This is a genomic window from Halomonas sp. SIMBA_159 (assembly GCF_046536035.1).
In the GTDB taxonomy this organism is placed as follows: Bacteria; Pseudomonadota; Gammaproteobacteria; order Pseudomonadales; family Halomonadaceae; genus Vreelandella; species Vreelandella venusta_A.
This window is the reverse complement of record NZ_JAWJBT010000981.1, coordinates 1-257: the sequence shown is the minus strand read 5'-3', so window position 1 is coordinate 257 and position 257 is coordinate 1. Positions and strand designations below refer to the sequence as shown.

Sequence of the window (257 nt, the reverse complement as noted above, 5' to 3'; positions counted from 1 at the left end):
CCGGCTTCAAGCAGTGGCCCGGCATTCAGTTCGCGGATAGCAATGTTGATTTCATCCAGCAGCGCTACGGTATTGGCATCATTATTCCGTGCAACAGTAATGTAATACGCCTGAGCACCGTTACGCAGCGTAAAGCCGGTACGGTCACTAAAGCCCAGCTCCGCTGTTGCAACATCGCGCAAGTAAATTGGTCGATCTCCGCTGTAAGCCAGAATCATATCCAGCAGTGACTGCGGGTTAAACTGACCGGCAAAACG

1 protein-coding gene is annotated in these 257 nt (G+C 52.1%); it reads right to left on the bottom strand.

Annotation, left to right across the window (positions count from 1 at the left end; all coding sequences use genetic code 11):
- A partial coding sequence (locus R0J87_RS22180; RefSeq protein WP_498889016.1) for an efflux RND transporter permease subunit occupies positions 1–257 on the bottom strand: 257 nt, incomplete at both ends.